General features: G+C 71.0%; 26 protein-coding genes. 20 read left to right on the top strand and 6 right to left on the bottom strand.

The features are described 5' to 3' along the window. Positions 1 to 6 precede the first annotated feature (6 nt). From CLV67_RS23805 to CLV67_RS23770, 8 genes are read left to right on the top strand one after another with little or no spacing between them, the layout of a single operon-like run. The gene (locus tag CLV67_RS23805) at positions 7 to 1,104 is read left to right on the top strand and encodes a DUF916 domain-containing protein (RefSeq protein ID WP_211304159.1); all 1,098 of its coding nucleotides are present in this window, start codon (positions 7 to 9) and stop codon (positions 1,102 to 1,104) included. After that, entirely contained in the window at positions 1,101 to 2,636 is a 1,536-nt protein-coding gene (locus tag CLV67_RS23800) for a TIGR03773 family transporter-associated surface protein (RefSeq protein WP_106321959.1), read from the top strand. The genes CLV67_RS23805 and CLV67_RS23800 overlap by 4 nt, the downstream gene beginning before the upstream one ends. Positions 2,637 to 2,690: 54 nt before the next feature. Continuing rightward, complete coding sequence (locus CLV67_RS23795; protein WP_106321957.1) at positions 2,691 to 3,344, top strand: choice-of-anchor M domain-containing protein; 654 nt, start codon at positions 2,691 to 2,693, stop codon at positions 3,342 to 3,344. After that, positions 3,341 to 3,964 (top strand): choice-of-anchor M domain-containing protein, encoded by a 624-nt coding sequence (locus tag CLV67_RS23790; RefSeq protein ID WP_106321955.1) that lies wholly within the window; start codon positions 3,341 to 3,343, stop codon positions 3,962 to 3,964. Before CLV67_RS23795 ends, CLV67_RS23790 begins: the two co-directional genes overlap by 4 nt. Positions 3,965 to 4,017: 53 nt before the next feature. Then, positions 4,018 to 5,517: an anchored repeat ABC transporter, substrate-binding protein gene (locus tag CLV67_RS23785; protein ID WP_106321953.1), complete on the top strand. Its 1,500-nt coding sequence runs from the start codon at positions 4,018 to 4,020 to the stop codon at positions 5,515 to 5,517. An 11-nt stretch (positions 5,518 to 5,528) separates the two neighbouring features. Beyond that, the gene (locus tag CLV67_RS23780) at positions 5,529 to 6,332 is read left to right on the top strand and encodes a choice-of-anchor M domain-containing protein (RefSeq protein WP_239166472.1); all 804 of its coding nucleotides are present in this window, start codon (positions 5,529 to 5,531) and stop codon (positions 6,330 to 6,332) included. A gap of 58 nt (positions 6,333 to 6,390) precedes the next feature. Further along, on the top strand, positions 6,391 to 7,116 hold the full coding sequence (locus CLV67_RS23775; RefSeq protein WP_106321951.1) for an anchored repeat-type ABC transporter ATP-binding subunit: 726 nt from the start codon (positions 6,391 to 6,393) through the stop codon (positions 7,114 to 7,116). 1 nt (position 7,117) lies between these two features. Further along, positions 7,118 to 7,969, top strand: coding sequence for an anchored repeat-type ABC transporter permease subunit (locus CLV67_RS23770; protein ID WP_106321949.1), 852 nt, complete (start codon positions 7,118 to 7,120; stop codon positions 7,967 to 7,969). Here the strand turns inward: CLV67_RS23770 and CLV67_RS23765 are convergent. From CLV67_RS23765 to CLV67_RS23745, 5 genes are all read right to left on the bottom strand, one after another. Next, positions 7,959 to 8,246 (bottom strand): hypothetical protein, encoded by a 288-nt coding sequence (locus tag CLV67_RS23765; protein ID WP_146169270.1) that lies wholly within the window; start codon positions 8,244 to 8,246, stop codon positions 7,959 to 7,961. The genes CLV67_RS23770 and CLV67_RS23765 overlap by 11 nt on opposite strands. A gap of 5 nt (positions 8,247 to 8,251) precedes the next feature. Beyond that, a complete protein-coding gene (locus CLV67_RS23760; protein ID WP_146169269.1) occupies positions 8,252 to 9,334 on the bottom strand; it encodes a WXG100 family type VII secretion target in 1,083 nt (360 codons plus the stop codon). A 51-nt stretch (positions 9,335 to 9,385) separates the two neighbouring features. Then, a complete protein-coding gene (locus tag CLV67_RS23755) occupies positions 9,386 to 9,718 on the bottom strand; it encodes a hypothetical protein (RefSeq protein ID WP_106321943.1) in 333 nt (110 codons plus the stop codon). A 56-nt stretch (positions 9,719 to 9,774) separates the two neighbouring features. Next, positions 9,775 to 11,136 (bottom strand): M20/M25/M40 family metallo-hydrolase, encoded by a 1,362-nt coding sequence (locus CLV67_RS23750; protein ID WP_106321941.1) that lies wholly within the window; start codon positions 11,134 to 11,136, stop codon positions 9,775 to 9,777. 146 nt (positions 11,137 to 11,282) lie between these two features. Further along, entirely contained in the window at positions 11,283 to 11,672 is a 390-nt protein-coding gene (locus CLV67_RS23745) for a PPOX class F420-dependent oxidoreductase (RefSeq protein ID WP_106321939.1), read from the bottom strand. Between the two features lie 65 nt (positions 11,673 to 11,737). Here CLV67_RS23745 and CLV67_RS23740 point away from each other — a divergent pair, with 65 nt between their 5' ends. The 5 genes from CLV67_RS23740 (at position 11,738) to CLV67_RS23720 (ending at position 15,902) form a co-directional block, all read left to right on the top strand. Next, complete coding sequence (locus CLV67_RS23740; RefSeq protein WP_106322057.1) at positions 11,738 to 12,163, top strand: MarR family winged helix-turn-helix transcriptional regulator; 426 nt, start codon at positions 11,738 to 11,740, stop codon at positions 12,161 to 12,163. 158 nt (positions 12,164 to 12,321) lie between these two features. After that, positions 12,322 to 14,565 carry a sensor histidine kinase gene (locus tag CLV67_RS23735; protein ID WP_106321937.1) on the top strand — a complete coding sequence of 748 codons (2,244 nt, stop codon included), beginning with the start codon at positions 12,322 to 12,324 and terminating at the stop codon, positions 14,563 to 14,565. Further along, positions 14,562 to 14,987: a roadblock/LC7 domain-containing protein gene (locus CLV67_RS23730; RefSeq protein ID WP_106321935.1), complete on the top strand. Its 426-nt coding sequence runs from the start codon at positions 14,562 to 14,564 to the stop codon at positions 14,985 to 14,987. Before CLV67_RS23735 ends, CLV67_RS23730 begins: the two co-directional genes overlap by 4 nt. Next, positions 14,984 to 15,328 carry a DUF742 domain-containing protein gene (locus CLV67_RS23725; RefSeq protein ID WP_106321933.1) on the top strand — a complete coding sequence of 115 codons (345 nt, stop codon included), beginning with the start codon at positions 14,984 to 14,986 and terminating at the stop codon, positions 15,326 to 15,328. Before CLV67_RS23730 ends, CLV67_RS23725 begins: the two co-directional genes overlap by 4 nt. After that, positions 15,312 to 15,902, top strand: coding sequence for a GTP-binding protein (locus CLV67_RS23720; RefSeq protein ID WP_239166471.1), 591 nt, complete (start codon positions 15,312 to 15,314; stop codon positions 15,900 to 15,902). The genes CLV67_RS23725 and CLV67_RS23720 overlap by 17 nt, the downstream gene beginning before the upstream one ends. A 134-nt stretch (positions 15,903 to 16,036) precedes the next feature. On the opposite strand, the gene CLV67_RS23715 is transcribed toward CLV67_RS23720, so the two are convergent. Then, positions 16,037 to 16,630: an acyltransferase gene (locus CLV67_RS23715; RefSeq protein ID WP_106321931.1), complete on the bottom strand. Its 594-nt coding sequence runs from the start codon at positions 16,628 to 16,630 to the stop codon at positions 16,037 to 16,039. 301 nt (positions 16,631 to 16,931) lie between these two features. Here CLV67_RS23715 and CLV67_RS23710 point away from each other — a divergent pair, with 301 nt between their 5' ends. From CLV67_RS23710 to CLV67_RS23680, 7 genes are read left to right on the top strand one after another with little or no spacing between them, the layout of a single operon-like run. Beyond that, positions 16,932 to 17,996, top strand: coding sequence for a Gfo/Idh/MocA family protein (locus CLV67_RS23710; RefSeq protein WP_239166470.1), 1,065 nt, complete (start codon positions 16,932 to 16,934; stop codon positions 17,994 to 17,996). Further along, complete coding sequence (locus tag CLV67_RS23705; protein ID WP_203737218.1) at positions 17,993 to 18,961, top strand: NAD-dependent epimerase/dehydratase family protein; 969 nt, start codon at positions 17,993 to 17,995, stop codon at positions 18,959 to 18,961. The genes CLV67_RS23710 and CLV67_RS23705 overlap by 4 nt, the downstream gene beginning before the upstream one ends. Beyond that, entirely contained in the window at positions 18,943 to 20,082 is a 1,140-nt protein-coding gene (locus CLV67_RS23700; protein ID WP_239166469.1) for a DegT/DnrJ/EryC1/StrS family aminotransferase, read from the top strand. The genes CLV67_RS23705 and CLV67_RS23700 overlap by 19 nt, the downstream gene beginning before the upstream one ends. Continuing rightward, complete coding sequence (locus CLV67_RS23695; protein WP_106321928.1) at positions 20,079 to 20,732, top strand: acetyltransferase; 654 nt, start codon at positions 20,079 to 20,081, stop codon at positions 20,730 to 20,732. The genes CLV67_RS23700 and CLV67_RS23695 overlap by 4 nt, the downstream gene beginning before the upstream one ends. Next, a complete protein-coding gene (locus CLV67_RS23690; RefSeq protein ID WP_106321926.1) occupies positions 20,729 to 21,835 on the top strand; it encodes a DegT/DnrJ/EryC1/StrS family aminotransferase in 1,107 nt (368 codons plus the stop codon). The genes CLV67_RS23695 and CLV67_RS23690 overlap by 4 nt, the downstream gene beginning before the upstream one ends. Before the next feature lie 40 nt (positions 21,836 to 21,875). Next, positions 21,876 to 23,117, top strand: coding sequence for an MFS transporter (locus CLV67_RS23685; protein WP_239166468.1), 1,242 nt, complete (start codon positions 21,876 to 21,878; stop codon positions 23,115 to 23,117). Then, positions 23,114 to 24,130, top strand: a complete 1,017-nt coding sequence (locus CLV67_RS23680; RefSeq protein WP_106321922.1) for a TolB-like translocation protein — start codon at positions 23,114 to 23,116, stop codon at positions 24,128 to 24,130. Before CLV67_RS23685 ends, CLV67_RS23680 begins: the two co-directional genes overlap by 4 nt. Positions 24,131 to 24,481 lie beyond the last annotated feature (351 nt).

The raw sequence follows: 24,481 nt of genomic DNA, 5'->3' as shown, positions 1-24,481 counted from the left end.
CGCCTCATGCGTACCCGCATAGTTCTGGCCCTTCTGGCCGTCGCAATGCTCCCGCTCCCTGCCCACGCCGCACCCGGCGATGAGGCTTTGACCTGGTCAGTCGCGCCGTCCGGCCCGCAAGGGCCGAACGGGAGGGCGAACCTCACGTACAAACTGGACCCCGGTGCCGGCGTCACCGACCACGTCGCCGTCACCAACCACTCGACGCGGCCGCTCACCCTGCGGCTCTACGCCAACGACGCCTTCACCACCGCGGGCGGCGGCTTCGGCCTGCGCGCCGGTGACGGCGCACCCACCGGCGCCGGACTCTGGATCGGCATCGGCCGCGAGCGGCTCACCCTGCCGGCGTCGTCGCGGGTCGTCGTGCCGATCACGGTCACCGTGCCCGCCAACGCGACGCCGGGCGATCACGCGGCCGGAGTGGTCGCCTCGCTGGTGGCGGACGGCACCGACGGCCAGGGCAACCGGGTCACCGTCGACCATCGGGTGGGCACCCGCCTTCACCTGCGCGTCACCGGCCCGTTGCGGCCCGAGCTGAGCGTCACCGACGTGCGGATCACGACCGCGACGCCCTGGAACCCACTGCGCCTGCCGCGGGTCGCGGTCTCCTTCACCATCAAGAACACGGGGAATGTACGGCTCCGCGGCACGTCCGTGGCCGGTGTCCGAGGCCCGTTCAGCCTTGGAGGGCGAGCGTCCTCCGCGGTCGCCGTCCCGGAACTGCTGCCGGGTGCGGTGCTGAGCACGACCGTCACCGTCGACGAGGTGCCGCCGCTGTTCCGCGAGCGCGTGACCGTCGAGATCCACCCGGAACCCGCCGACGGACGCGCCGTCGACCCCGCCCCGGTTCGGGCTTCGTCCGTCCACACCGTGTGGCTGATCCCGTGGCCGCAGCTGGCCCTGCTGCTGGTGGTGGCGCTGCTCGCCGCAGTCTGGCTGTTCGCCCGGCGCCGCCGTGGCCGCCGTATGCGGGCCGCCCTGGCCGCAGCCGAACAGCGCGGCCGCGAGCAGGCCGGCTCGGGTGCTGGGGCCTCTTCCGCTGGACAGAACGTGACGCCGGGCATCGGGTCGGGCCAGACCTCTGAGAAGGAAGGAGAACGATGAGCCGCAACACCAGCCGAGGCCTGCGAAAGACGATCGCCGCCGGCACTGCTTCACTCGCGGTCGCGTTGAGCGGGGGTGCGCCGGCGGCCGCGGCTTCCGGTGCGCCGGACGCGGACGGCGCGGACCTCGTCGTGCTGTCGGTGGAGTCCGGTGAGCTGCGGATGAGCTTCCGTGGCGACGGACCGCCCCGGGAAGGAGGAGCCGGGGAAGGGAAGTCTGGGGCGGATCCGGGCTCGGTGCGGTTCGTGGCTTCGGGCACGCCGGTCGGGGTGGTGCCCGGCGATCCGGCGTTCGCGTTTCTCGGGCGGCCCGGCTCGCCGGTGTGGTCGCTGCAGGAGGGGTCGCCCTTCTCCACGTTCGACACCACGGGTGTCAGCCGTGGCGAGGTGACACTCGAGCTGGTCTCGGTGGACGGGCCTGGATCGTTCGCGGCCTACACGCTCTCGGAGTGGGGCCGGCCCACCGTGCTGCTCGACAGTGACGGCCGGAAGAGCACGCGGCTTTCCGCAGGTCAGCGGCTCGGTGGAGTGGTGTGGCTGTTCGACGCCGTCGGCGAGTATCGGGTGACCCTGCGCGCGAGCACCGGAACAGGCACGCGGGCCCTGAGCGACGAAGCCGTCTACACGGTCGCGGTCACCGGCCTGCCGCCAACCGCGACGCCGGCTACCGCCCGGCCGCAACAGGCGGCTGACGCTGAGCGGGAGGCCCCAGCCGCGCAGAAAGCCGCGGCACAACAGGCCGCGCAGAAAACCGCCGCGCAGAAAACCGCAGCCGCCACCGGGAAGCGGGTCATCGCTGACGGGCACGTCGACATGGGGCCGCAGCTCAGCGGGAACACGCTGACGGTCCGGCTCAAGGACGACTCGACCACTCCCCCGACCTGGCGTGAGCTGGCCGACGTGACGCTCAAGGTCACCGACAGGGCGCGGATCGACGTTCCGGCCGGCGACGGCTATGCGTTTCTCGGCGAGGCGGGCGACAAGGTCTACCTGCTGCCGCAGTCGCAGCAGGCGGGCATCGTCTGGCCCGGGTGGAACACCCAGCACGAGTCGGTGGTGGGCGGCACGAAGGGCACCGTCACCTGGCGGCTCAAGCAGGTGGACGGGCCCGGTGAGTTCAAGCTGTTCCTGACCGGGTCGTTCGGTACGCCAGAGGTCGTCTTCGACTCCGCGGAACGGCTTCCCCAGCAGCTCGGGATCGCGCCGAACACTCACGCCCACGGGAACTGGGCGTTCACGAAGGCGGGGGTCTACCGGCTCACGGTCGAGATGGCCGCTACCACGACCGCCGGGAAGGCGGTGTCGGACACGAAGACGCTGACCTTCGCGGTCGGCGACGCCACGGACGCCGGTTCGGGGTCCGGGGGCGGGACCGTGGCGGATCAAAGCGGCGACCTCGCGAAGACCGGTACCGACATCGTCTCGATCGCGGGCGGCGGCGCCCTGCTGCTGACGCTGGGAACGGCCGCCGTCGTGCTGACCCGGCGGCGGCGCAGCGACGCCGGTCACCTGTCCACAGCAGAGTCTTCCTAATGAAAATGAAAACCATTAAGGTTTGCGATGAAGCACCGAGCTAAGGAGATCCACTTGCGTAAACCCATCCGCCTGCTGCTCGGCGGCGGCGTGATCGCCGCCGTCCTGCTGGGCGCCGCTCCCTCCGCGCAGGCCACTCCGGTCGTGGTCCTGAGTGCCGGTCACGTCGACATCGCCGACGTCGCCTACGAGGACGGCGCCCTGGAGATCGGCGTCCACGACGAGACCGTCGAACCCGACGTCGAGCGTGACGTCGACGACGTCGTGTTCCTGGTCAAGAACGCCGCGAAGACCACCGTCCCGGACAACCCGGCGTTCGGGTTCCTGGGCACCGCGGGCAAGCCTGTCTGGATCCTGCCGGAGATCCAGAACGAGGAACTGCTCTGGCCGGGCCTGGCCGCCGAGGAGATCGAGGCCGGCGTGCTCACCGGCGACTCGGTCACCCTCAAGGTCGAGAAGGTGACCGGCTCCGGCCGGGTCGCCGTGTTCACCGAGGACGCCGTCGGCAACCCGAACGTCCTGGTCAACAGCGGTGACGGCCTGCCCGACGCGGTGAACCTGTCGGCGGGCACGCACCAGCACGCCAGCTGGGCGTTCCAGAAGGCCGGCGTCTACCTCGTCAAGGTCCGGGCGACGGCCACCCTGGCAGCCAGCGGCGCGACGGTCACCTCCGAGCCGGCCCTCTACAAGTTCGTGGTGCAGCCGTGAGGGCGGCCGCGGTCCTCGCCGCCGCGCTGAGTCTCGCGGTCGCGGCCGCGGTGCCGGCGCAGGCCGCCACCGTCACGCTGACCAGCGGGCACGTCGACGTCCTCGACGTCGACTACAACGCCGGTGCGCTCACGCTGACCGTCAACGACGAGGTGGCGGAGCGCAACCCGGCCGACGTGATCCTCCAGGTCCCGGCGGCCGCGAAGATCACCGTTCCCAGCGGTGCCGCCTGGTCGTTCCTCGGCGGTGCCGGTGCGACCGCCTGGGTGCTGCCGCAGGGCAGCACGAGCGGGCTGCTCTGGGCCGGGTGGAACACCGCCGAGGTCCCGTCGGGGGTGTTCCAGAACAACTCGGTGCAGTTCAAGCTCACCGCTGTGAGCGGGCCGGGACAGTTCAGCGTCTACACCGTCTCGGCGGGCACTCCGACCAGGCTGTTCGACTCGAGTGACGGCCTGCCGGACACCCGGAACGTCACCTACAACGCGCACACCCACGCCAACTGGGGCTTCACCCAGGCCGGCACGTACACCGTCACGTTCGAGGTCACCGGGAAGCTGATCAGCACCGGAGCCACCGTCACCACCGGCGCGAAGGCGTTCACCTTCAACGTCCTTCCGTGAACGAAGTGGGCCCGCTCCACCGGAATTGGAGCGGGCCCACCAGGGAGACTCTAATGACCCGCGCCCCGGTCGCGATCCTGACCTGCCTGGCCCTGGCCGGCTGCTCAGCCCCGCCCGCGCTCAGTGACACCGACGATCGGATCCAGGTCGTCACCACCACCGGCATCCTCGCCGACCTGGTCCGCAACGTCGGCGGCGACCGGGTGCTGGTCGACTCGATCGTGCCGGACAACGCCGACTCGCACGCCTACGAGCCGACCCTGCGCGACGTGCGCAACATCGTCTACGCCGACGTGGCGTTCAGCAACTACCTGCTGCTCGAGGCGCAGAGCGTGATCAAGACACTTGACGCGAACCTGCCGGACGGCGTCGAGCAGATCTCGCTGGCCGAGGGCGCCACCAAGTACGCCGCCGAGATCATCCCGCTGGTCGAGGACGTCTCACTGGACACGATCTGGCTGGGGCTGCGCGCCACCGGTGACGGCGCCCGGCACGGCGTGAACCGGTCGTCGGACGTGCTGCTCACCGCCACGAACGTGACCGGGCCGGGCCGGATGATCGCCTACCTCACCGAGTCGTTCGGCAACCCGCTGACCTTCGTCGACTCGGGCGACGGCTTCGACGGCGATGTGATGAACCTGCCACCGGACGCGCACACCCACATGAGCTGGGCGTTCACCGAACCTGGCGTCTACCGCCTGTCGCTGCGGGCCGATCTGATGGTCGCTACGGACACGGATCCGATCCCTCTTGGCGAGCAGACGATCACCTTCGCCGTGGGGGTCGACCCGCACCTGTCCCCGGGCGTCACGGTTCTGCGCAGCGGTCACACCGACATCACCTCGGACATCGACACCGGCGAGATCCGTCTGCAAACCGACGAGGAGCGGCTCGATCCGGCCCGGACCGTCGTCGAGGTCCCGGCGAAGGCCTGGAAAGAGGTGCCCGCCGGGCCCGGATTCCGGTTCCTCGGACGACCCGGCACGCGGATCCACCAGCTGCCGCAGGCGGTGCTCGGCCGGCACGTGCACGGCGAGATCGACCCGCACCTGTGGCAGGACGTGCGCAACGCGCAGGCCTACACCGAACTGATCCGGGACAGCCTGATCGCCGCCGACCCGCAGGGCACTGTTGTCTACCGGGCGAACGCCGACCGGTACCTCGCTGAATTGAGCGCGCTTCACGCGTACGTCCAGAAAAAGATCGACGGCATCGCCGCACCGGACCGCCATCTGGTGACCACGCACGACGCGTTCGCCTATCTGGCGAAGGCCTACGGCATTCCGGTGGCCGGTTTCGTGACCCCGAACCCGGCTGTCGAACCGAGTCTCGCCGACCGCCGGCGCCTCACCGAGACGCTGCGCAACCTGCACATCAGGGCGGTCTTCCTGGAGCCGAACCTGCGCGCCCGCTCATCGACGCTGGTCGAGGTGGCCAAGCGGGAGGGCGTCGCGGTCTGTGACATCTACGGCGACGCGTTCGACGACCGGGTGACCAGTTACGTGGCGATGATGCGCTTCAACGCCGATTCCCTCCACCGCTGCCTGACCTGAGGAAACATCCCTTGCTGACGCGATTGGCGCTCGCCGCCGCCCTGATCATCAACCCGACGCCGGACCAGACGCTCGACGCGAACCAGGGGCTGGCCACCGGGCGGGCCGTTCTGGAGACCGGGCATGTCGACATCGGACCGCGCTATCGGGACGGCCGGTGGACCATTCAGATCCACGACGATCATGCCGTGCCGGCGGTGTGGCGTGATCCGGCCGACACGGTGCTGCGGGTGCGCGACACCGCGCGGCAGACGGTTCCCGGCGATCCGGCGTATGCGTTCCTCGGTGCCGCCGCCGGGTCCGAGGTGCATGTCGTGCCGCAGACCGAGAGGCCGGGCGTGGTGTGGATCGGCTGGAACACGCAGGATCCGGGGGTGCTCGGTGCGGTCGGCCGCGGTGTCACGATGACGCTGCGCGGGGTGCAGGGGCCGGGTGACGTCACCGTGTTCCTGCAGTCGGGCAACCTCGGTGCGCCGCAGGTGCTGTGGAGTTCGGCGAAGCCGTTCCCGCAGCCGATCTTCGTGGAGAGCAACACGCACACGCACGCCAACTGGGTGTTCGGCGCGCCGGGCACCTATCTGGTCGCCGTCGACATCTCGGCCGAACTCGCCGACGGGTCGGCCGTCGGGGCGGCGCGGTCCTGCGGCTCGCGGTCGGCGACGCCACCGATCCGGCGCACGCCTTCGGCGCCACGTTCGATCAGCCTCTGCCGTCCGCTTCGGCCACGGTCACTGCGAGATCAAAAACAGGATTCGATACGGGCTACGCGATCCCGGCTTCGGTCGGTGTCCTCCTGGTCGCGGGCGTGGTCATAACGCTGGTACTCCGGAGACAGGCCGCGGTCCGCCGTCGCGCCGAGCGGGAGGCGTCCCGATGACCGCGGCCCTGGAGATGACCGGCGTCTGTGCCGACCTCGGCGGCCGTCCGGTGCTCCGCGACATCGACCTGCGCGTCGAAGCCGGCGAGTTCGCCGCGCTCCTCGGCCCGAACGGCGCCGGCAAGACCACCCTGATGCGGGCCGCCCTCGGCCTGGTCCCGCTCCGCGCCGGAACAGTCACCACAACCGGCGCCGGATACGTCCCGCAACGACACGAGTTCACCTGGGACTTCCCGGCTAGCGTGGAGGAAGCCGTGCTCAGCGGCCTGGTCCGCCGGATTGGCCTGTTCCGCCGTCCCCGAGTCGAGCACTGGCGGGCGGCCTGGGACGCCCTGGACCGTGTCCATCTCGCCGACCTGCGGAAACGACCGGTCGGCGAGCTGTCCGGCGGCCAGCGGCAGCGTGTGCTGGTGGCCCGCGCCCTCGTGCTGTCACCACCCGTGCTGCTGCTGGACGAACCGTTCACCGGACTCGACATGCCCGCGCAGGAGACCCTGACCGACCTGTTCCGCGGCATCGCCACGGAACGGGCCGTGCTCATGGCGACGCACGACCTCGCGGCCGCCGCCTACACGTGTGATCGCCTGGTCCTGCTCAACCGGACCGTGATCGCCGACGGCCGGCCGGGCGCGCTGGACGACCCGGCGATCTGGATGAAGACCTTCGACGTGGGTCCCGGCAGTCACCTGCTGAAGGCTCTCTCCCTGCCCGCTGGAGCGTGACATGTCTCCGATGCAGTTCCTCGCCGACCTGCTCAACCCCGATCTGGCGTTCCTGCCGAAGGCCCTGACGATCGCCACGCTGGCGGCGATCATGTGCGGCGTCGTCGGCTGCTACGTGGTGCTGCGCGGGATGGCGTTCATCGGCGACGCGGTCGCACACGCCGTCTTCCCCGGCCTGGCGATCGCGTTCCTGTTCTCCGGCAGCCTCGTGGTCGGCGGCACGGTGGCCGGCATCGTCACCGCCCTGCTGGTGAGCGTGTTCGCGCAGAACCGGCGCCTCAAGGAGGACTCGGTGATCGGGGTCTTCTTCGTGGCCGCGTTCGCCCTCGGCATCGTGATCATCTCGCGGGCGCCCGGTTACGCCGGTTCGCTGCAGCAGTTCCTGTTCGGGTCGATCACCGGCATCCCCGACCGCGACCTGTACGTGGTCGGCGCCGCCACGGCCGGGGTGCTGCTCGCCGTACTGCTGCTGCACAAGGAGTTCGTCGCGGTCACCCTGGACCGGGAGATGGCCCGCGCGCTGGGCCTGCGGGTGTTCTGGCTGGATCTGACCCTGTACGTGCTGGTCACTCTGGCCGTGGTGATGGCCGTGCAGACCATCGGCAACGTGCTGGTGCTGGCCCTGCTGGTCACCCCGGCCGCGACCGCCCGGCTGCTCACCGACCGGCTCGCCACGATGATGTGGCTCGCGCCGGTGATCGGGGCCGGGTGCGCGGTGATCGGCCTGTACCTGTCGTGGTCGTGGGACCTGCCGGCCGGCGGGACGATCGTGCTGACCCTGACCGGCGCTTTCCTGATCGCGCACCTGCTGGCCCCGCGCCACGGCGTGGTGGCGCGGCTCGTCACTGGTTGAATTCGTCCAGCTTCTGGCGTGTGTCCTTGACGAGCCGGTCACGCTCGTCGGGGCTCATCGCCTGGAAGTCGGTCCAGAACCGGCCGAAGGCGGCGCCGAGGTGCTCGCCGTAGGCCGGTTCGCGCAGGGCCGTACGCAGATCGGTCCGTCCGGCCAGCACCTCGCGGGCCATCTCGCGCATCGGCCCGTCCGGCCCGTCAGCGATCCGGGTCAGGCTGGACCGCAGCACCCGGGCCAGCCGCGGGTCACTCGCCACGTCGCTGATGTCGTCGCTCATCGTCGTCACTTCCCGGCGAAAGGATGCTGGTAGGGGCCGTCACCGGCGATCTGTGGCAGCGCGGTGTCGCGCAGCGACGCGGCCTGCGACTCGATGAAGCCGACGGCGGCCTGCACCGCGCCGTAGATCGACGTCATCGCCGCGGTGGCCTTGGCCCACATGTCGAGGATCTCGTAGATCTCGAACGCGGCGACGCCGTACCCGACGACCGCCCCGACGCCGGTCTCGGCGGTGAGCGTGCCCGCGACGATCGCGATGCCGGCGATGGCCAGCGCGTCACCGAGGCCCTTGATGATGCCGCTGACCGCCTCGCAGGTGCTCCACACGCCGTGCGAGATCTGCTCCAGCTCGCCTGCCATCGCCCGCATCGGTGCGGCCATCCCCTGGATGTCGGCGGCGAGGCGGGTGAAGTGCTGGTACGCGCTGTCGGCGGCCATGCCGTCCCAGGTGCGGCCGAGCGCGATGGACCCGCCCTGGATGTTGTAGGCCAGGTCGTCGACGGCGTCGGCGGCGTTGCGCAGCGCCTTGCCGGCCTTGGCGACGGCCTGCCAGTCGCCGAGGAAGAACTCGAGGGTCTTCTCCAGCGGGTTGACGCCGAGGATCTTGTCAGCGGCCTCGAGCGCCCAGTGCGACAGGCTGATGTTGTCCAGGAAGCCGAGCGGGTGGCTGTACTCGACCTCGCCGACCGGCTTGAGCCGGGTGTACGGCGCTCGCGAGTCGGCGAAGCCCGGTGCGCACGGGTTCGCGGCCCAGGCGTCCTCCAGCGCGGTCCGCGCGATGCACCTGCCGGGCAGTGTCGAGTCGATCCGGGCCGCCGAGGCGATATCGGTGGTGCGGTAGTAGTTCGCCGCGCCGGTCAGCCCCAGCCCGCTTTTGTCGAGCACGGTCGTGAGCTTCTCGCAGGCGTCGGTGGCCGCGTAGATCGCGTTGATCGATGACGGCCCGACCAGCTCGATGAGCAGGCCGTTCCAGCCCTCGTGGACGGTGTAGCCGTCCAGATAGCGTTTGATCGTGTGGACATCGTCGGACGCCCGGTCGACCTGACGCGCGTACGCGTCCAGGTCGGCGGGCTGCACCGTGAAAGTCATCCATCCCCCGTGACAGACGAAACCGTGACAGTAGAAAGGCCCCGACGTCCGTCAGGACGTCAGCACCGTGATGAGGAAGAAGGCCAGGAACCCGGCTAGTGTGCAGACGGCCGCCCAGAGCCCGAGCCGCCGTGCCGCGACGACGTCGGAGTTGAGCAGGACGAGCCCGCCGAGAACCCCGCCGGCAATCAGCAGCACCAGGCTGACGCCCTGAGCGCCGGAGATGTTGCCGACGGCGAGAGAGAACAGCCCGCCCAGCCCGATGATCCCGAAGACGATGCTGAGGACCGCGGCATAGTGACGCACCCGCGCGATCGGCGGGCTCTCGGTCTCGGCCGAGGTCTGCCTGCGGAACTCTTCGCGAAAGCTCTGACGCCACGACACCGCGGCAGTCTAGCCACGAGACGGGAGAGACGGGTGCCCGTCTCTCCCGCCGTGGATCACGCCGGTACGGCCGTGGCGTACGCCGCCGAGCCGATCAGTTCCATCGACACCTGCAACCGTTCCAGGCTGATGTTCTTGGCGATGGTGTCCTCGGGGCTGTGGTACGGCGGTTCCAGCAGCGCCGGTGACTCCTCACCCCGCCAGGAGAAGTTGGCCGAGGCGATACCGACCTCCTGGAAGGACTGGTGGTCGCTGGACCCGCGCAGGGTGACCGGCGAGATCCGCGGCGCGTAGCCGAGCCGGGTGGCGGCGGCCGTCACCTCGTCGGTCGCGCGGTTGGCCAGCCCGGTGAAGGAGAGCAGCCAGTACCGGGTGGCCGGGTCCCAGCTGGTGGCGACCATGTCGTTCTGGAACACCGCGGTGATCCGGTCGCGTTCGGGCTGCGGCAGCTGCGCCACGTAGTAGCGGGAGCCGATCAGGCCACCCTCCTCGGAACCCCACAGCGCGAACCGCAGGGTCGCCTCGGTCGGCAGCCGGCGCAGCACCCGGGCCAGTTCCAGGCAGAGGACGGTGCCGGAGCCGTCGTCGTTGGCGCCGGGCGCACCGATCACCGTGTCGTAGTGGGCACTCACCATCACGACCGGGCCGCCGGCCGTCCTGCCGGGCCGCTCGGCGAGCACGTTGTTGGAGGTCAGGCCGCGGTGCGCGGCGGTGGTGACGGTCAGCCGCAGCCGGCCGGCGGCGAGCAGGGCCCGCAGCCGGTGCTTCTGGGCCTGGGCCACGCCGACCACCGGGATCGGCACCGGGGTGGTCGCCGAGCCGGGCAGGGTCGGGCTGAACGCCGATGCCCTGCGCGGCTCGACCAGGTCGACAGGTAGGAAGATGACCGCCGCGGCGCCGCGCGCGACCGCGGTGGCGACCAGCGCCTCCCGCTGGGTGGCGACGTAGTCGATCAGCAGGATCTTGCCCGTCACGTCCTCCGGGTAGTCGGTGTCGGCTCCGGCGTGCACGTCGACCACGTCGCCGCGGACCTTGACGTCGAGGGCGCCGTGGGCGGAGGCGCCGGCCTGCCAGCAGAGGTCGCGCGGCAGGCCACGGGTCGATTCGAGCTGGGCCAGGAACTTGTCGGCAACCGGGAACGGCTGCAGGTCCACGTTGTACCCGAGACGGTCGAGCACGCCGGACAGATAGTGCGCGGCCTTGTGCTCGGAGCGGGTGCCGCCGATCCGCGGGCCGATGCCGTGCGACAGCACGCCCAGGTGCACCAGGGCGCGTTCGGCCGAGACCCGGCGGGCGATCCGGTCGTCGCCCTTGGTCAGGGCGGGTGGACGGGCCGCGCCGGGCCGCTGGTCGCCGACGGCCCAGGCGGGCGCCGGGAGCGCGACGGTGGCCGCGCCCCCGAGTGCGAACGTGAGCATGCGGCGGCGGCTCAGTGAAGACTTCTCGGCAGGTGTTTCCAAGACTCCCCCTCGCTGATGAGATCGCCGTTCCCGGTCGGGATGACGATCAACGCGAAAGGAAGACTATTGTCGATATTCACATCGGACAATGGACCGCGTGGTCACTACTGGTAGCTGACCGCCGTCGGACGCACCACGTAGACGACCCGGTGCTCGACGTCGCCGGGCGGGAGCGCCATGTCGAGGCGGTAGCGGTTCGCCAGCTCGGCGAAGAACACGCCCTCGGTGTCGGGCTCGATGCGCTCGACCACACCACGGACCTCGAGATAGCGATACGGCTGGTCGGGGTCATTGATCGACAGGCTGATCCGCGGCTCGGCGGTCACGTTGCGGTACTTGCGGCGGGTCGTGGTGTTGGTGAACCGCAGGAACTCGCCGTCGAACGCGAACCACATCGGGTTGACCTGCGGTTCGCCGTCGTCGCGCACGGTGCCGAGGTGGCCGAAGAGCGGCCGGTCGAGCAGATCGGTGTGGCTGTCCGGAATGATGCTCATGTGACAGGACTCTGTCATAAGACAGAGCACGTCGACAACCCGGGTCCCGTGGCAGAATGCCCGTCATGAGCGCGATGGACGACCGGCTGGGCCTGGTGATCAAACGGGCCGAGCAGGCCCTGATCGCCCGCAAGACGGCCGTGCTGCGCGAGTTCGGGCTGACCGTCCCGCAATACGCCGCACTCCTGCTGCTCTCCGCGAACGACGGCATGTCCGCGGCCCAGCTCGCCCGGGAATCCCTGGTCACCCCACAGACCATGGCCACCGTCCTGACCAACCTCGAGGCCAAGGGCCTGATCGCACGCGACCCGTCGCCGCTGCACCAGAAGGTCGTGGTCAACCGCGTCACCCCGGCCGGCGCCGCCCTGCTCGAGAAGGCCGACGCCGCCGCCCTGCGGGTCGAACGGTCACTCGCCGCCGCCTACACCGGCACCGAGCGCGAGCAACTCGCCGCACTCCTCGAGCGGGCGATCACCACGCTCCAATCCTGACCACCCGTTCGTAGGACCGTGCCCGCACCGGGCTCCGACGAACCGGTGGTGAGGCGTCTGCGGCAACGCTGTCGCTCTATAGGGGTGTTGACCGCATGTTGGCGTCCGTCAATTCTGTCCCGCGTTGCGGGAGAGACATCTCGACGGAGGAGACGCTGATGAAGGGCCGAACCATCCGGGGCCGCATCGTCCGCATGCTGGCACTCCCGGTCGCGGCCATGATGCTGCTGCTCACCGTCGTGGTGATCGAGGAGTTCGCCACCTACCGGCTCGCCTCGCGAACCGAGCAGGCGATCACCCTCGACCTCGCCGTGCAAGCGCTTGCCCAGCAGGTGCAGACCGAACGTGGCGTCACCGCCGGCCTGCTGGCCGGCAACCAGTCCTTCGCCGCCGAGGTGACACCGGCCCGGCAGCGCGTCGACGCCCAGGCCGACGCCGTCGAACAGCTCGTCGCCGATCGCGGCGACCTCGACGGGCAGGTCACCGAGGCACTCGAGCAGATCGACGCCCTGGCCGCGATCCGCGACGAGACCGACGCGGGCGACGCCGACCGGGCCGAGGTGTTCGAGGACTACAACGAGGTCGTCGAGGAACTCGGCGAGGTCTACTTCGCGCTGGACAACGCCGCCGACGCGACCATGCGGCTGGGCTCGGAGTCACTGGCCATGCTCAACCTGGCCAAGGAGGCCACCGCCCGGCAGCGCGCGTTCCTCAACGGCGTGTTCTCGGCCGGTGGCTTCGCCGACGGCGAGTACCTGCGATTCGTGCAGCTGCGCGCCGAACTCGACGCCGCGTACGCCGAGTTCGAGGAGTACGCCACACCGGCGGCCCTGACGGCCAGGGACCGGCTGCTCGCCACCCCCGACGCCAAACGCGCCCAGCAGCTGGAGGCCCGCGCCCTGCGCTCGGCCGACGGCGAGAGGATCCGCGTCGACCCGCAACTCTGGTGGACCTCCACCGGCCCCGTCCTGGACGACATGGCCCGGCTCGCGCAGGAGATCGGCGCGGGCCTGCAGGCCCGTGCCAAGGAGCTGATCGACGAGGCCAACCTGCGCCTCGCCGCACTCGCCGCGGTGATCCTGGTCTGCATCGGCATCGCGGTCTATCTCGGTACGGTCGCCGCGCGGTCGGTGTCCAGCCCGCTGGCAGGCCTGGCCGCCGAGGCGAACCGGCTGGCCGGCGAGCGGCTGCCCGAGGCCGTGCGCAAGGCGGCCGCCGGCGAGGCGAGCGGACCGCCGGGCCCGGTGCCCGTGGCGGAGGGCGCCAGCTCCGAAATGCGGCAGGTGGCCGACGCGTTCGACCGGGTGCAGGCCACCGCGTACGCGCTCGCCACCGAACAGGCCGAACTGCGCCGCGCCGGCGCCGAATCGCTGGCCAACCTGGGCCGGCGCAACCAGAACCTGCTGCGCCGCCAGCTCGGCTTCATCACCAAGCTCGAACAGGAGGAGGCCAGCCCCACCGGCCTGGCCAACCTGTTCGAGCTGGACCACCTCGCCACCCGCATGCGCCGCAACGCCGAGAGCCTGCTCGTCCTCGTCGGTGCGGCCAGCCCGCGCCAGTGGTCGCGGCCGGTGCCGCTGACCGACGTGATCCGGGCCGCGGTGTCCGAGGTGGAGGAGTACCGGCGGGTGTCGCTGCGCCGGCTCGACGAGGCGATGGTGGCCGGCTCGGTGGCCAGCGGCCTGGCCCACATGCTCGCCGAACTGATCGAGAACGGTCTCGCGTTCTCCCCGCCCGATCTGGACGTGGAGATCCACGGGCGGCTCGTCGACGACGGCTACCTGATCGCGATCTGCGACCAGGGCGTCGGCATGTCCGAGGAGGAGCTCGACGTGTCCAACCGGCGGCTGCGCGGCGAGGGCGACTTCCTCACCGCCCCGGCCCGGTTCCTCGGCCACTACGTGGTCGGCCGGCTCGCCGCCGAGATGGGCGTCGACGTGCAGCTGGCCCGGTCGGCGGTGACCGGGGTGACCGCGCGGGTCTCACTGCCGACCGCGATTCTGCCGGTAGCCGCCCCTCTGAGCGCGGCTTCGAGCGACGTCGCCCCGGTCCGGCCCCCGGTCGAGCTGCCGTCGGTGCAGCTACCGTCGCCCGGACCACGGCCGCTCGCCGCGGACGTCGACTACGTCGTCGTGGACGCGCAGCCCGCAACCACGGCGACCCCCGCGGTGCCCGCACCGCGCCGCCCGGCCGAAGCCGGACACACCGTCAACGGCCTGCGCCGCCGTGCCCCCCGCTCGCAACGCACCCGTCCGGAACCCGTGACATCACCCCCGCCCGCGCCCTCGGCGCCGGTCGCCGCCTCGCCCGACGCCGTGCGGGACCGGCTGACCGCGCTGCGTGCGGGCATCCAGCGCGGAGCCGGCCGCAACCGGCACGCCGTGAGTGAGGAGATCCTGTGAGCGTCGAGGCTCAGGCCGACCGCCACCAGTTCAACTGGCTGCTCGGCAACTTCGTCCATCAGACCGACGGCGTACGCGACGCCGTGGCGGTCTCCTCCGACGGCCTGCTGATCGCCGCGTCCGACGGGCTGTCCCGGGCCGAGGGCGACCAGCTCGGCGCGATCGTGTCCAGCATGGCCAGCCTGGCCCGCAGCGCGTCCCGGCGGTACGAGTTCGACGGACTGAAACTCATCATGATCGAGATGCACCGCGGCTTCCTGGTGATCTCGGTGATCCCGGGTGGCAGCTGCCTCGGCGTCGTGGCCACCGGCGACAGTGACCTGGGACTGGTCGGCTACGAGATCTCGCTGCTGGCCGACCGCTTCGGCGACCTGCTGACACCTGCCCTGATCGCCGAATCGCGGCAGCAGCTACCCCGATGAACCCGCAACCCGACGCTGAGGAGCCGGTGGTCCGGCCGTTCATGCTGACCGGCGGGCGTACCCAGCCGCTGCACGACAACCTGCGGATCGAGACACAGCTGGCCGCCGCACCGGCCGCCCTGTCGGCACCGTTGCGGTTCGAGTCACGGCGGATCGTCGAGTTGTGCCAGCGGCCGATGTCGGTGGCGGACCTGGCGGCGGCGCTCGGCGCGCCGCTCGGTGTGGTCCGGGTGATCGTCGCGGACCTGATGACGCAGGGCATGTTGCGGGCCGGTGCGGTGCCGGGTGAGCTGACCACCGCGTTGATCGAGAGGATCAGGGATCGTGTTCGGGCGCTCTAGCACGGCGGTACTGCCGTCGCCGGTCGCAGTCAAGATCGTCGTGAGCGGCGGTTTCGGGGTGGGCAAGACCACGTTCGTCGGCGCCATCTCGGAGATCGAGCCGCTGGTGACCGAGGCCGAGCTGACCGAGCGGTCGATCGGTGTCGACGACACGTCGGCGGTATCGGGCAAGACCACCACCACGGTCGCGCTCGACTTCGGCCGGATCACGCTGGACGAGTCGCTGCTGCTGTACCTGTTCGGGACGCCGGGGCAGGACCGGTTCGCGTTCCTCTGGGACGACCTGGTGCACGGGGCGCTCGGCGCGATCGTGCTGGTCGACACCCGCCGGATCGAGGACTGCTTCCCGGCGATCGACTACTTCGAGGAGCACGACATCCCGTTCATCATCGGGGTCAACGCCTTCGAGGGCGCCCGTCGCTTCGAGGCGGCCGAGATCCGCGACGCGCTGGGGGTCGCGGAGACGATGCCGTTGCTGGAGTGCGACGCCCGCTGCCGTGACTCGGTGAAGTCGGTGCTGGTCGCCCTCACCGAACGCGTCCTGGCCCGCCGCCTGGACCGCCTGGCGAGCTGACCCCCGGACCGGCGCCGCCGGGGTTTCGGACCGGCGGAGCCGGTCCGGGCCATCGCATCAGCCCGGCGGCGGCGCTGCCGGCCCGGACCCGGCGCCTGCGTCGCTGCGGAGCCCGGGTGCTCCTCGTAGCCGTACTAAATGATCTCGGAAAGGACGCCCTCGGACTCGGTGTATTCCGCACCGGTCTCGGGGCAGGTCCAGATGTCGCCGCCCTTGGCGACCAGCGGCCGCCCGGCCCGGCCGACCCAGCCGACCCGCCGGGCCGGAACGCCGACGACCAGCGCGAAGTCCGGCACGTCCTTGGTGACCACCGCACCCGCGGCGACCAGCGCCCACCGGCCGACGCTGACCGGCGCGACACAGACGGCACGCGCGCCGATCGCGGCGCCCTCACCGATCGTGACGCCGACGGCGGTCCAGTCGTCGCCGGTCTTGAGGCGGCCCTCGGGGGTGATGGCGCGCGGGTACTCGTCGTTGGTGAGCACCGCGGCCGGGCCGATGAAGACACCGTCGGCGAGGCGGGCCGGCTCGTAGACGAGCGCGTGGTTCTGCAGCTTCACGTTGTCGCCGATGACGACACCGGGACCGACGTACGCCCCACGGCCGATGTTGCAGTCGCGGCCCAGCGTGGCATGCTCACGGATCTGGGCGAGATGCCAGATTCGCGTGCCGGTACCGATCTCGGCCCGGTCGTCCACATCGGCGGTCGGGGCGACATTGACGGTCATGGGGAACCTTCCCGGAAGATCGGCGGAGATCGGGGCACAGGGTAACGGTCCGACCACCCCGGCGATGTCAGCAAAACGACGTTCCCGGCCAATCTGACCGTTGGGTTGCGTGGCCCCTGGCCGTCAGGCGTACCCCGAATGGCCGAAGGTATCGCGATGCCCCCCAGCTCCGTCCGAAATCCATCCGCGATCTGGCGCTGGGTTGCGGCGGATCGATAGCTTTCCCGACGGACTGCGTCGGCACCGTCCGTCCATCCTGCACGGACGCGTTCCCGCCCGATTTCCGACGAAACGGATGCTCGTGACTTCTCCGCTCCCCGCTCCCATCGGTGTGGCCGTCGTCGGCGCCGGTTACTGGGGCCCCAACCTCGTCCGCAACTTCCAGAGCAGCCCGAACTTCCGGCTGCGCTGGCTGTGCGACCTCGACGTCGAGCGGGCCCAGCGGGTCCTCGGCGGCTACTCCACCGTTCAGGTCTCGGCCGACCTCGACGAGGTTCTGGCCGACCCCGCGGTCGACGCCGTGGCGATCGCCACACCGGCCGGCACGCACCTGCCGGTCGCGATGGCCGCGCTCAAGGCCGGTAAGCACGTGCTGGTCGAGAAGCCGCTGGCGGCGACGTTCGACGAGGGCCTGCAGCTGGTCGAGGAGGCCGACAAGCGCGGCCTGACGCTGATGTGCGACCACACCTACTGCTACACCCCCGCGGTGCTGCGGATCCGCGATCTGCTCGCCGCCGGTGAGCTGGGCGAACTTCACTTCCTGGATTCGGTACGGATCAACCTGGGCCTGGTCCAGCGGGACATCGACGTGATCTGGGACCTGGCGCCGCACGACCTGTCGATCCTGGACTTCGTGCTGCCGCCGTCGGTGCGCCCGATCGCGGTCGCGGCCCACGGAGCCGACGGCATCGGCGCGGGCCGGGCCTGCGTGGCCTATCTCACGCTGCAGCTGAGCACCGGTGCGATCGCCCACATCCACGTGAACTGGCTGTCGCCGGTGAAGGTCCGCACCGCTATCTTCGGCGGGTCGAAGCGGACCCTGGTGTGGGACGACCTGAACCCGAGCCAGCGCCTGTCGATCTACGACCGTGGCGTCGACGTGGCGTCACCCGACGAACTCGGTGACGAGCAGCGGCGCGACATCCTCGTGTCGTACCGGTCGGGCGACGTGGTGTCCCCCGCGCTCACCGAGCGTGAGGCGCTGCGGACCATGGTCGACGAGTACGCCCGAGCCATCACGACGGGTACTCCGGCGCTCACCGACGGTCGTTCCGGCCTTCGGGTGCTGGAGATCCTCCAGGCCGCCTCGCGTAGCCTGGCCGAGGGCGGAACCATGATCAAGTTGGACGAAGGGCACATGGCGTGACAGGCGTACAGATCGAGGGCACCCGTGCCCTCGTCACCGGCGGAGCGGGCACCATCGGCTCGCATGTCGTCGACGAGCTGGTCCGTGGCGGCGCCGCGGAGATCGTGATTCTCGACAACTTCGTGCGCGGCCGGCGCGAGAACCTGGCCTGGGCGCTCGAGAACTCCAGCGCCATCACCCTGGTCGAGGGCGACATCCGCGACCGTGACCTGGTGCGCTCGCTGACCGAGGGCAAGGACCTGGTCTTCCACCTGGCCGCGATCCGCATCACCCAGTGCGCCGAGGAGCCCCGGCTCGCCAACGAGGTGCTCGTCGACGGCACGTTCAACGTGATCGAAGCGGCCGCCGAGGCCGGAGTGAAGAAGGTCATCGCCTCGTCGTCGGCGTCGGTCTACGGCCTGGCCGAGCAGTTCCCGACCACCGAGCGTCACCACCCGTACAACAACGACACGTTCTACGGCGCGGCCAAGGCATTCAACGAGGCCACGCTGCGCAGCTTCAAGGCGATGAAGGACCTGGACTACGTCGCGCTGCGCTACTTCAACGTGTACGGCCCGCGGATGGACATCTACGGCCTGTACACCGAGGTGCTCATCCGCTGGATGGAGCGCATCGAGTCGGGCACTCCCCCGCTGATCCTCGGCGACGGCCTCGCCACCATGGACTTCGTGCACGTGGCCGACATCGCCCGCGCCAACATCCTGGCGGCGAAGGCGGACGTCACCGACGAGGTGTTCAACATCGCCGCCAGCGAGGAGACCAGCCTCAAGGACCTGGCCGCCGCGCTCAGCGCCGTGATGAAGTCGGACCTCGTACCCGAGCACGGGCCGGCCCGCGCGGTCAACGGCGTCACCCGCCGTCTGGCCGACATCACCCAGGCCGAGCAGAAGCTCGGCTGGAAGCCACAGCTCAGCCTGCACGAGGGCCTGCAGGGTCTCGTCGACTGGTGGCGGTCGTCCAAGTGATCCCGGTGATGATCCCCGACCTCGGGGAAGAGGAGGCGCAGGCCGCCGCCGAGGCGATCCGCTCCGGCTGGGTCGCCCAGGGACCACGCGTCGCGAAGTTCGAGCAGGAGTTCGCGGCCGCGGTCGGCGCCGGTCACGGCGTCGCGGTGTCGTCGTGCACGACCGGCCTGCACCTGGCGCTCGTGCTGCTCGGCATCAAGCCCGGCGACGAGGTCGTCGTGCCGTCGCTGTCGTTCATCGCCACCGCCAACGCGGTCCGCTACGTGGGTGCCACGCCGGTCTTCGCCGACGTGGAGCTCAGCACCGGCAACGTCACCGTCGAGACGATCGACGCGGTACGCACCGAGCGGACCCGCGCGGTCATCGCCGTGCACCAGGGCGGCGTGCCGTTCGACACGGCGGCGCTGCGCAAGGCCACCGACGGCTGGGGCATCGGGCTGGTCGAGGACGCCGCGTGCGCGGCCGGATCGACGGCGTACGGCGCTCCGGCCGGCACCGGCGCCCGGGTGGCCGCGTGGTCGTTCCACCCGCGCAAGCTCATCACCACCGGTGAGGGCGGCATGGTCACGGTCGACTCACCGGAGGACGCCACCCGCCTGAAGCGGCTGCGTGAGCACGGCATGAACGTGTCCGCGGCCGACCGGCACGCGTCCAAGCAGCCGGTGCTGGAGGCGTACCTCGAGACCGCCTACAACTACCGGATGACCGACATCCAGGCCGCGGTCGGCCTGGTGCAGCTCGGCAAGCTCGCCGGCCTGGTCGCTCAGCGCCGTCAGCTCGCCGCCCGCTACCAGGAGCTGCTGGCCGACATCGACGGCCTGGTGCCGGTCCGTGACCCGGCCTACGGGCAGACCAACTACCAGTCGTTCTGGGTGCTGCTCGACGGCTTCCGGGCGAGCCGGGACGAGGTGCTGACCGAGCTCGCGGCACGCGGGGTGTCGGCGCGGCGCGGCATCATGGCGGCCCACCTGGAGCCCGCCTACGCCGACGTCACGCCCGGCCCGCTGCCGGTCACCGAGCGGATCACCCGCGAGTCGCTGATCCTGCCGCTGCACCACAAGATCACCGAAGCAGACCAGAACCACATCGTCGGCGTGCTGCGCGAGCTGGCCACCCGGTGAAAGACCTGGTCATCGTCGGAGCGGGCGGGTTCGCCCGGGAGACGGCCTCGGCCGCTCTCGCGGGTGGCCGGCGGGTCCTCGGGTTCGTCGACGACAACCCGGACCTGCACGGAACCGTCCGTTCCGGCCTGCCCATCCTCGGGCCCGTCGACAGCGTCATCGGGCTCGACGCCGACGTCGTGGTGTGCGTCGGCAACCCCCGCAACTACACGGTGCGCCAGCGCATCGTCGAACGGCTCGGCCTGCCGGCCGGCCGCTACGCCACGGTCCTGCACCCGTCGGTCACGATCGGCACGGGCAGCTCCGTCGGCGAGGGCACCGTGCTGCTGGCAGGCACGGTGCTGACCGCGGACGTGACCGTGGGCGCGCACGTGGCGGTCATGCCACAGGTCGTGCTCACCCACGATGACCTGGTCGGCTCGTACGCCACCGTCGCCTCCGGCGTCCGGCTCGGCGGCGGGGCGATCCTCGAGACCGGCGCGTACGTCGGCTCCGGCGCCCTGATCCGCGAGGGCGTCACGGTCGGCGAATGGTCGCTGGTCGGCATGGGCTCGGTCGTGTTGCGCGACGTGCCGCCGGGCCAGGTCTGGGCCGGCAGCCCCGCCCGTTTCCTGCGCAACGCAACCGTTCCGGAAAGGCAGAACACATGACCCGCATCCCGCTCGTCGACCTGGCCGCCGCCCACGCGGAGGTGGCCGAGGAGGTCGAGGCCGGCTTCAAGCGCATCATCGCCGACACGGCCTTCATCGGCGGGGCCGAGGTGGCCGCGTTCGAGAGCGAGTACGCGGCGTTCTCCGGGCTGCCGTACGCGATCGGCGTGGCCAACGGCACCGACGCCCTGGAGCTGGCGTTCAAGGCCGTCGGCGTCGGGCCGGGCACCGAGGTGATCCTGCCGGCGAACACGTTCATCGCCACGGCCGAGGCGGTCGCCCGCACCGGCGCCGCTGTCGTCCTGGTGGACTGCGACCCGCGTACCTACCTGATCGACGTGGACGCCGCGCTCGCCGCGATCACGCCGCGCACGAAGGCGATCGCGCCCGTCCACCTGTACGGCCAGCTCGCCCCCGTCGACCTGATCAAATCCGGTCTCGCTGCCCTGTCCCGCGACGACATCGTGATCGTCGAGGACGCCGCTCAGTCGCAGGGCGCCACCCGGCACGGGCTCGGCTCCGGTGTCGACGGCATCGCCGCCACGAGCTTCTACCCGGGCAAGAACCTGGGGGCGTACGGCGACGCGGGCGCCGTCACCACGGCGGTCGAGGAGTGGGCCACCACGGTGCGCACGCTCGGCAGCCACGGTGGCCTGCGCAAGTACCACCACGACCTGGTCGGCGTGAACAGCCGCCTCGACGGCCTGCAGGCGGTCGTGCTGCGCGCCAAACTGGCCCGCCTGGCCGGGTGGAACTCCCAGCGCCGGGCCGCCGCCGCCCGCTACGACGAGCTGCTGGCCGGCTTCGAGCAGGTGGTCCGCCCGGTCACCCTGGACGGCAACGTGCACGTGTGGCACATCTACTGCGTGCGGGTCCCGAACCGCGACGAGGTGCTGGCCAAGCTGAACGCGGCCGGTGTGGGCGCGGCCATCCACTACCCGATCCCGGTGCACCGCACCGGCGCCTTTGCTTCACTGGGCGGGTCGTACCCGAACGCCGAGGCGTCCGCACCGGAGATCCTGTCCCTTCCGATCTACCCGCAGATCACCCCGGACCAGCAGGCTCGGGTGGCCGAGGAACTCGGCAAGGCCCTCGCCTCCTGAACAGTGAGCATCCTGAGCAGAGACAGGTAACACCGTGTACGTGACGTTGCGCGACCGCCCCGGCTCCGACGAACCAGGCGGGGCGGGGCGCACCGTCAAACGGGTGTCGTCCACCGTGGTGCTGCTCGGTGTGGTGAGCCTGCTGACCGACGTCTCCTCCGAAATGGTGGCGTCGGTCCTGCCGCTCTACCTGACCGCGGCGGTCGGGCTCAGCCCGGTCGCCTACGGCTTCCTGGACGGCATGTACCAGGGCGTCAGCGCCTTCCTGCGGATCGCCGGCGGCTATGCCGGTGACCGCGGCGGCCAGCCCAAGTGGGTCGCGGTGCTGGGGTACGGCGCGTCGGCGCTGAGCCGCATCGCGATGCTCGTCGCCACCGGTTTCGCCGCGATCACCGCCGTCGTGACGGTCGACCGGCTCGGCAAGGGCCTGCGCACCGCGCCCCGGGACGCGCTGATCGCCGAGGCGTCGGACCCGAAGATGCTGGGCCGCGCGTTCGGCGTGCACCGCACCCTGGACACCATCGGCGCCGCGATCGGCCCGCTGGTCGCGTTCGCTCTGCTGGCCGCCGTGCCGGGCAGCTACGACTCGATCTGGGTGGTGTCGTTCGCGTTCGCCGTCATCGGTGTCGCGGTGCTGGTGCTGTTCGTGCCGAACCTGCGCACCGCGGCCGGGACCGCCCGGATCGGTCTGCGGCGCGCGTTCCGGGCGGTGGCCGGGCGGTCGCTGCGCCGCCCGCTGCTCGCGGCCGGTGTGCTGGGCCTGCTGACCGTCGGCGACGGATTCCTGTACCTGGCGCTGCAGGAGCGCGACGACTTCGCCGCCGTCTACTTCCCCCTGCTCTACGTGGGTACGAACCTCGTCTACCTGGCACTCGCGGTGCCGATGGGCCGGCTCGCCGACCGCGTCGGCCGGGCCCGGGTGCTCGTGGCCGGACACGGCGCGCTGCTCGCCGCGTACCTGCTGGGCGCCCTGCCGACCGGCGGACTCGGCCTGACCCTGGCCGTCCTGGCGCTGCTCGGCGTCTTCTACGCGGCCACCGACGGGGTGCTGCCCGCCCTGATCAGCCGCCTCGTCCCGGACGAGGCGCGGGGCAGCGGCATCGCGGCCGCGCAGACCGTGGTGGCGCTCGCCCGATTCGCCTCCTCGGTCGTCTTCGGCCTGCTCTGGAGCCTGCAGGGGCCCGCCTGGTCGCTGCTGCTCTTCGCCGGCCTGCTGCTCCTCGCGGTGCCGGGCGTGGCCTGGCTGCTCCGCGGTATCGACTCCACCGAGGTGAACGCTTGAGTCCCAAGGCACGTCTGGCCCTGCTCGCCGCGATCCTGGCGGTCACCCTCGCCGGGTCGGTGGGATACGTGTGGAACGTGCGGCGCGACCAGGCGGCGACGCTGGCCGCGGCACCCGCCGTCTCCGCGGGCGGTGACCTCGGCGCGATGCGCTCACAGCCGCACCTGGTGTTCCGCAGCACGGCGCTGGGGCAGGGCTACGGCCAGGTCGCCGTGGTGCCGCTGAGCGCTCCGGCCGGGCCGCGGGCGTTCACGTCCGCGTCGTGCGAGCGGGTGTACGCGACCGCGGCCGACGCGATCTGCCTGTCCGCGGATCGTGGGCTGGTCACCACGTACAAGGCCCAGCTGCTCGACACGGCGTGGGCGCCCATGCGTGACCTACCACTGACCGGGCTGCCCAGCCGGGCCCGGCTGTCGCGCGACGGCTCGCTGGCGGCGACCACGACGTTCGTGTTCGGTGACTCCTACGCCAACCCGGGGCAGTTCTCCACCCGGACGGTGGTGACCCGCACCGACGGCGAGGTGGTCGGCGACATCGAGAAGTTCGAGCTGGTCGTGGACGGCAAAGTGATCACCGCGGCCGACAAGAACCTGTGGGGCGTCACGTTCCTCGACGACGACCGGTTCTACGCGACCGCGGCCTCCGGCGGCAAGACGTGGCTGGTCGACGGCAATCTGTCCCAGCGACGGGTCACGTCGGTGCGCGGCGACGTGGAGTGCCCGTCGCTGTCGCCGGACCTCACGCGGGTGGCGTTCAAGAAGCACGGCGACCTGCCGGCGGGTAAGTGGCGGCTGGCCGTCTACGACCTGCGCAACGGTAGGGAGACGGTGCTGGCGGAGACCCGCAGCGTCGACGACCAGGTCGAGTGGCTCGACGACGCGACCGTCATCTACGGGCTGCCGCGCGAGGATCAGACGTCCGCGTCGAGCGACGTGTGGGCGGTGCCAGCGGACGGGACGGGCGAACCGAAGGTGCTGGTCAGCGACGCCTGGTCGCCCGCCGTCGTCCGCTAGACCTTCCATGGTCAGGGTGTGAACCGGCGAGCCGCGTCAGGGGGTTCGGAAACGGCTCGCGGGCTCCCGGGACGGCTTTGCGGCTGAGTCGTCGGCGGTGCTTCGGCCTTGCGGCCGGCTCGGCCGGAAAGCCGGCTCGGCCGGAAAGCCGTCCCGGCCGGAAAGCCGGCTCGGTCGGCGGCCGGCTTCGGTGATACCAGTCTGGGCTACGGCTCGCGGCCCGATACCGCCATGTTCCGGTGCTGGACGATCGACTACGGCCGTTTTCGGGCCGGGCTGCGGGATGTTGCTGTTTCCGGCGCAGGGAAGGGTTCACCAGCCACCGCCGGACGATCAACCGAAACCCGGCGC

Origin of the sequence: Actinoplanes italicus, assembly GCF_003001815.1 — a bacterium.
GTDB classification, from domain to species: domain Bacteria; phylum Actinomycetota; class Actinomycetes; order Mycobacteriales; family Micromonosporaceae; genus Actinoplanes; species Actinoplanes italicus.
The sequence above is the reverse complement of the archived record's forward strand: the minus strand, read 5'-3'. Positions and strand labels throughout refer to the sequence as shown.

Bases quoted from the DNA above. Each gene is read 5' to 3' on its own strand.
- CLV67_RS23745 (WP_106321939.1), bottom strand. From the start codon at position 11,672: ATGAGCATCATTCCGGACAGCCACACCGATCTGCTCGACCGGCCGCTC.
- CLV67_RS23785 (WP_106321953.1), top strand. From the start codon at position 4,018: ATGACCCGCGCCCCGGTCGCGATCCTGACCTGCCTGGCCCTGGCCGGC.
- CLV67_RS23740 (WP_106322057.1), top strand. From the start codon at position 11,738: ATGAGCGCGATGGACGACCGGCTGGGCCTGGTGATCAAACGGGCCGAG.
- CLV67_RS23805 (WP_211304159.1), top strand. From the start codon at position 7: ATGCGTACCCGCATAGTTCTGGCCCTTCTGGCCGTCGCAATGCTCCCG.
- CLV67_RS23800 (WP_106321959.1), top strand. From the start codon at position 1,101: ATGAGCCGCAACACCAGCCGAGGCCTGCGAAAGACGATCGCCGCCGGC.
- CLV67_RS23775 (WP_106321951.1), top strand. From the start codon at position 6,391: ATGACCGCGGCCCTGGAGATGACCGGCGTCTGTGCCGACCTCGGCGGC.
- CLV67_RS23770 (WP_106321949.1), top strand. From the start codon at position 7,118: ATGTCTCCGATGCAGTTCCTCGCCGACCTGCTCAACCCCGATCTGGCG.
- CLV67_RS23765 (WP_146169270.1), bottom strand. From the start codon at position 8,246: ATGAGCGACGACATCAGCGACGTGGCGAGTGACCCGCGGCTGGCCCGG.
- CLV67_RS23725 (WP_106321933.1), top strand. From the start codon at position 14,984: ATGAACCCGCAACCCGACGCTGAGGAGCCGGTGGTCCGGCCGTTCATG.
- CLV67_RS23715 (WP_106321931.1), bottom strand. From the start codon at position 16,630: ATGACCGTCAATGTCGCCCCGACCGCCGATGTGGACGACCGGGCCGAG.
- CLV67_RS23690 (WP_106321926.1), top strand. From the start codon at position 20,729: ATGACCCGCATCCCGCTCGTCGACCTGGCCGCCGCCCACGCGGAGGTG.
- CLV67_RS23735 (WP_106321937.1), top strand. From the start codon at position 12,322: ATGAAGGGCCGAACCATCCGGGGCCGCATCGTCCGCATGCTGGCACTC.
- CLV67_RS23760 (WP_146169269.1), bottom strand. From the start codon at position 9,334: ATGACTTTCACGGTGCAGCCCGCCGACCTGGACGCGTACGCGCGTCAG.
- CLV67_RS23750 (WP_106321941.1), bottom strand. From the start codon at position 11,136: ATGCTCACGTTCGCACTCGGGGGCGCGGCCACCGTCGCGCTCCCGGCG.